This window comes from Dethiosulfatibacter sp. (assembly GCF_983023055.1).
The window spans coordinates 1-5,442 of the sequence record NZ_CEZJXU010000137.1; the positions used below are offsets into that span (position 1 = coordinate 1).

The 5,442-nt window shown below is 36.7% G+C and carries 5 protein-coding genes; 1 reads left to right on the forward strand and 4 read right to left on the reverse strand.

All coding sequences use genetic code 11. From position 1 onward, the window contains the following. Nucleotides 1-85 precede the first annotated feature (85 nt). The 3 genes from AC3AX0_RS06260 to AC3AX0_RS06270 are packed head-to-tail and all read right to left on the reverse strand — an operon-like array spanning nucleotide 86 to nucleotide 3,544. Nucleotides 86-1,120 (reverse strand): pyridoxal phosphate-dependent aminotransferase, encoded by a 1,035-nt coding sequence (locus tag AC3AX0_RS06260; protein ID WP_487549447.1) that lies wholly within the window; start codon nucleotides 1,118-1,120, stop codon nucleotides 86-88. Next, nucleotides 1,117-2,055: an adenosylcobinamide-phosphate synthase CbiB gene (gene cbiB, locus AC3AX0_RS06265; RefSeq protein ID WP_487549448.1), complete on the reverse strand. Its 939-nt coding sequence runs from the start codon at nucleotides 2,053-2,055 to the stop codon at nucleotides 1,117-1,119. Before cbiB ends, AC3AX0_RS06260 begins: the two co-directional genes overlap by 4 nt. Nucleotide 2,056: 1 nt before the next feature. Then, nucleotides 2,057-3,544, reverse strand: a complete 1,488-nt coding sequence (locus tag AC3AX0_RS06270) for a cobyric acid synthase (protein ID WP_487549449.1) — start codon at nucleotides 3,542-3,544, stop codon at nucleotides 2,057-2,059. Nucleotides 3,545-3,942: 398 nt separating this feature from the next. Here AC3AX0_RS06270 and AC3AX0_RS06275 point away from each other — a divergent pair, with 398 nt between their 5' ends. After that, nucleotides 3,943-5,175 (forward strand): aminopeptidase, encoded by a 1,233-nt coding sequence (locus tag AC3AX0_RS06275; RefSeq protein WP_487549450.1) that lies wholly within the window; start codon nucleotides 3,943-3,945, stop codon nucleotides 5,173-5,175. Between the two features lie 73 nt (nucleotides 5,176-5,248). Here AC3AX0_RS06275 and AC3AX0_RS06280 read toward each other — a convergent pair. Continuing rightward, nucleotides 5,249-5,442, reverse strand: a 194-nt coding sequence (locus tag AC3AX0_RS06280; protein ID WP_487549451.1) for a hypothetical protein, incomplete at its 5' end; no start/stop codon positions are given.

A 5,442-nucleotide genomic window follows, 5' to 3' on the forward strand; every position in this document is an offset into this window, starting at 1 on the left:
CATTTGCATTCAACAATTCTTTTATTTTAAATACTTTCATAATATCCTCCGTATAACAACACTATATATGAAGTATATCATTTCGTTAAATATTAGTCAAACTTATCCGTTCTAATATTTCGAGGAAATAATCGTTATCTTCTTTCGACTTTACTGCAACTCTTATGTATCCACCTTCAAGTGTTTTGAAGTTTTTTGTATGTCTTGTTACAATTCCCTTTTCCATTAGTTTTTCAATGATTTCATCATCATTAACCACCTTCATTAAAAAGAAATTCACCTCGGTGCCCAGTACTTCAAATCCAAGTTCTCTGATTTTGCCAATGAATCTTATTCTTTCATTTTTATAGTATTTCTTTGTATCAGTGATATATTTTTCACAACTTAGGTACTGAACAGCCAGATTTTGTGCTATTGAGTTTACACTCCATGTAGGCTGTATCTTCTCAATCTCTACTATATTTTTTTTATCTGTCAAAACATAGCCTATCCTGATTCCTGAAAGATTGAATATCTTTGTTAACGATTTCATTATAAATATATTATCAAATTCCTTTAAGAGATCCCTCGTATCACATTCACCTTGAAGGAAAAACGAATACGCTTCATCAAGTATAACTTTTATACTCATACTCCTGCAGTAGTCTACAATCTTTCTTATTGTATCAATGTCTATGAAGTTTCCTTTAGGATTATTGGGATTGCAAATATACAAAAGATCAACATCCTCTAAATTGTATATTTCATCCACTGAAAATATATCAACTGTTGCTACATTGTAACCATTCAAAGCTTTTTCATATTCTGAATACAAAGGTTGCAAAAGAGCCGCCTTTCCTCCCGCATGAATTGATGCCAACATGTATATGAATTCATTTGTACCACTACAGACAAGTATTTCATCTTCGCTGCAGTTTTCAAGGGAAGATACAGTACTCTTCAATTCCAGACATTCATCATCAGGATAGGTACTCACCATCTTGTTAAAATCAAAATCCATCTTAAGATCGAATTTTAAAACATTTGTATTGGTGCTGAAATCTATAATTCTTTCAGGCATTTCAATACCCAGTTTACTGTATAGCTTGTCTGGATTTGCACCATGCATTCTGTATTTCATATAACTACTCCAATTGTCAATATTATTATTGCAAGGACATCAGTTACTACGAGAACCTTGTTGGTCCTGTGTATATCTCTTCCTTTTACCTCTTCATTCCTGTCTCCTATGACAGGCTTTTTCACTATTTTTCCAAAATACTTGTTTTCTCCTCCAAGCTGGATGTTTAAAAGTCCTGCCACCACACTTTCTGAATGAGCCGAATTTGGGCTACTGTGGTTCTTCCTATCCCTCTTGAATATTTTGATTCCATTTTTCCAGTCATAGCCAAGAACCATGCCTGCAACAATCATCAGCATGCTTCCAAACCTTGCTGGTATGAAGTTCAATACATCGTCAAATTTTGCCGAATAATATCCGAAATCCTTATACCTGTCATTCTTATATCCAACCATTGAATCAAGCGTATTTACAGTTTTGTATATGTACCCGAAAACCAGACCCAGACCGAATATGTTTCCTATTAATATGTAAAAAAGTGGCGCAACAAATCCATCTATCGTGTTTTCGGCAGATGTTTCTATAGCTGCCTTTATTACCGCTTCCTCGTCAAGCTCTTCTGTATCCCTTCCAACAAGGTACGAAAGTTTCACCCTTGCGTCTACTATTCCCTTTTCCTTAAGAGCGGTATATACATCCTCTGTAAGATCCTTGAGAGTCTTGACAGAAGGAATAAGATACATGAAATAAATGGAAACTCCTGTATGCACCCATTTGTTGAAGAAAAACAGTCTATCTACAGCAAAGACAATAAGACCCACAAAAATCATTGACAATATTAAAAGGACAAGACCTGCCTTCTTATTATCTTTCACTCCATAAAGCTTTTTTTCAAGAAATGAAATAAGATTTCCAACAAGTATTATTGGATGTTTCCATAAACACCTGTCTCCCAACAATAGGTCAAGTACAAGGGCTGCTAGGACAATATGCATACTAAACCTCTTTGTTGATTATTTTCATTATATAATCCATGTCAAGGTGCTCCTCTGCATACGCTGCAAGTTTTTCATAGGAATCTTCCTTGATCTTGTTTGTATCTACAACGTCTCTGGTCTCCATGTTGTTTTTCTTTCTTATCATATTGAGCCAGTCGTTTCTCAATACATCATTGTGGAAGACATTGTGAAGATATGTACCGAAAACCCTTCCTCCATCATATATGCATCCATCTTTTGTACCATCTTCAAGAAGTGAGAAATAATCACCCTCCTCAACTATATCAGTTCGTCCAAGATGGATTTCATAACCTTTAATCTCCTGTTTGGAAAATATATTGTCAATCCTTCCCTTTATCTGCCTCACCTGCTTCTCACCTACGAATACAGTTTCTACAGGAAGCATGTCAAGTCCATCCATTTCATCAAATTGTGTACTGTCTACATTTTCAGGATCCTTCAGTTTTCTTCCCATTATCTGATATCCGCCACAAATTCCAGCTATAACTCCCCCTCTTTCATTATATTCCTTAAGCTTATCATACATTCCGCTTTCTATTAAAGATTGGAGATCTTCGGAAGTGCTCTTTGTACCCGGTATTATTACTGCGTGAGGATTCCCAAATTCCTTAGGATCCTTCACTATTCTCACGCTTACATCCTTTTCATGTATGAATGCTTCAACATCGGTGTTGTTGCTCACTCTTTCCAGATGGACTACTGCTATATCCAATGGATTTGCAACATCATACTGAAAAAGAAGGTGCTTGCTCTGTGCATCCTCAGTTTCTATATACAGGTCTGTAAGGTATGGCAATACACCTACAACCTTTATTCCATAATTTTCCTCAAGCCAGTCCAAACCATCTTCAAGAAGCTTGATGTCTCCCCTGAATTTGTTGAATATGACTCCCTTGAATCTGTGTCTGTGCTCCTTTAAAAGTTCAAGAGTCCCCACAACACTTGCAAAGGATCCACCTCTGTCTATATCCGTAACAAGGATTACTCCCACATCAGCAATGTCAGCCACCCTCATGTTTACAATTTCACGATCGTTTAGATTCACCTCTGCAGGAGATCCAGCCCCTTCGATAACAAGGCATTCATAATCTTCAGACAGCTTATCTATGGATTCTCGTATTGCTTTCACACCATGGGTAAGGGCAAAGTCTTTTCTATATTCAAATCCAGAATAGTCATTGAACACCTTTCCCATAAGTACCACTTCACTTTGTGTGTCCCTGGTTGGCTTTAAAAGTATGGGATTCATATATACTGAAGCCTTGGCTCTTGCCGCTTCAGCCTGGACTCCCTGAGCTCTGGAAATCTCTTGTCCGTCCTCGGCCGCATAAGAGTTGTTTGACATATTCTGCGACTTGAAGGGAGCTGTCTTGATTCCCCTGTTTGATAAAACACGACATATAGCTGTCGTTACATAGCTTTTTCCTGCATCTGAACTTGTACCCTGTATCATTATACCTTTCATAATCCACCTCTGATATTTAACTAAATTAGTTTTATATATTCTGGAACTTCTAATATGCTCTCTTTATTGATGCACTAAGATTTTTAATCTGCAAAACCATCTATATATTATATCATTATTTTATTTTTTTACTATGACTTTTCTTTGCAAAGAGCTGCATATTTTGTACATATTTTACCAAAACTTAACATCTTTCTTAAGAATTGTAAATATGGTTGTATTTTATTATACAAATATTTGATGTATAATTAAATCAAGAAAGCAGTTACGACGCGTTATCCATGTGAGTGGATATTCAAAACGCGCAAGAAAATGTCCTATAAAGCATATCACAATGCTTCAATGTGATATGCATATTTAAATTTTCTTAAGCTGAAATAACACTTTGGGAGGATAATATGAACTTCAATGAAAAACTGAAAAACTACGCCGATGTTATAATAACCAAGGGCATCAACCTTAAGAATGGACAAAAGGTAGAAATAAGAGCTTCCCTTGAAGATGCAGAATTTGCCAGGCTTTTAATGCAAAGAGCCTTTGACCACGGCGCAGAAGATGTGAACATAGCATGGATAGACTACCTTTCTAGAAAAATAAAGTTCCTAAATGCTGACCCTGAGCTATTTGACAACGTATACGACTGGGACCAGAAAAGAATGGACAGTTTGGGAGATGAAAAATGGTGCATAATAAACATAGGAGCTCCAGACCCTGAGGTAATGAAAGAAGTAAATCCGGACACAATCGCCAGATGGTTCAAATCACGGGCAAATGCCTTCGAAAAAAACAAGGTATTACAAATGAGCTTTGAAACAAAATGGGTCATAGCTCTTGGAGCTTCCGCACCCTGGGCAAAAAAAGTATTTCCTGGACTCAGCAGTGAGGAAGCTACTGAAAAGTTATGGGAATATATATTCAAGGTATCCAGAGCTGATAATGAAAACTCCGTCGAAATGTGGGACGACCACTTGAATAATTTGAGATTCAGGCATACAAGCTTAACAAAGAAAAATTTCAAAAAATTAAAATATACAGGTCCCGGCACCGATTTTGAAGTAGAGCTAATTAAAGGCAGTAAATGGGTTGGAGGAAGCATACCTGCACCAGACGGAACTGATGTAGTTCCAAACATGCCTACTGAGGAAGTTTTCACAGTTCCTTCAAAATATACAGCACAGGGTACTGTAAGCTGCACTATGCCCTTTGTCTACAATGGAAACATAATAGATGGCATAAAGCTTACTTTCGACAAGGGTAAGGTTATAGACTTTAGTGCCGAAAAGGGTCAGGAATTGTTGAAAACTTATCTGGAAACCGAAAAAGGTGCCTCTTATCTAGGAGAACTTGCACTGGTTCCAGTAGATTCACCGATATACGAGCTTAATACTTTATTTTTCAACACACTCTATGATGAAAATGCAGCTTGTCATATCGCACTTGGAAATGCACTCTCAATGTGTATAGATGGTGGAGTCGAAAAAATGTCTAAGGAAGAAAAGGAAGAAATAGGATTCAATTCCTGTAACGTACATCAGGATATAATGATAGGTTCCGATAAGCTTGATATTATAGGAATACACCCGGATGGAAAAGAAGAATATATTTTCAAAAATGGAAAATGGGCATTTTAGCATAAAACCCTACAAACTATAAATAAAGCCTGATTCCCATAATTGAGACTCAGGCTTTTTTATTTATACTTTTTTACAGAAAACTTAACACGTTGTCGATTACTTCTGTGTTTGTTCTTCCCGTCTTGGAATCAATAGCAGGTTTTACAACTCCTGTAGTATTGTCTGTTCTTGTAACTGTTCCACATGACTCTGCTAGAGATGCCATAGGTATAACAAGATCAGCTGCTTCCGTATTCATTGTATCGAACATGTCCATAACTGCAA

Excerpts from the sequence above, each read along its gene's own strand:
- AC3AX0_RS06260 (WP_487549447.1), bottom strand. The coding sequence starts at position 1,120 with ATGAAATACAGAATGCATGGTGCAAATCCAGACAAGCTATACAGTAAA.
- cbiB (WP_487549448.1), bottom strand. The coding sequence starts at position 2,055 with ATGCATATTGTCCTAGCAGCCCTTGTACTTGACCTATTGTTGGGAGAC.
- AC3AX0_RS06270 (WP_487549449.1), bottom strand. The coding sequence starts at position 3,544 with ATGAAAGGTATAATGATACAGGGTACAAGTTCAGATGCAGGAAAAAGC.
- AC3AX0_RS06275 (WP_487549450.1), top strand. The coding sequence starts at position 3,943 with ATGAACTTCAATGAAAAACTGAAAAACTACGCCGATGTTATAATAACC.